This is a genomic window from Faecalimicrobium dakarense (assembly GCF_000499525.1).
Lineage (GTDB): Bacteria > Bacillota > Clostridia > Peptostreptococcales > Peptostreptococcaceae > Faecalimicrobium > Faecalimicrobium dakarense.
In genome coordinates, this window is the sequence record NZ_HG529471.1 from 1 (window position 1) to 220 (window position 220).

Here is a 220-nt window from a genome sequence, read left to right on the forward strand (position 1 = left end):
AAATATATTAGATGCTATAAGAAATAAACAAGTTGATATAGTAATAAACACACCAACTAAAGGAAATGATTCAACTAGAGATGGATTTAAGATAAGAAGAACTGCTACAGAGTTTGCAACTGAAGTGATGACTTCGTTAGATACATTAAGAGCTTTAGTAGATGTTAAGAAAAAAGAAATAAAAAATGCTGGATTAGAAGTATATAACATAGCTGAATAA

At 27.7% G+C, this 220-nt stretch carries 1 protein-coding gene; it reads left to right on the plus strand.

Annotated elements, in window-relative coordinates:
* On the plus strand, window positions 1-220 hold a 220-nt coding region (locus BN899_RS18440; RefSeq protein ID WP_042278467.1), incomplete at its 5' end, for a hypothetical protein.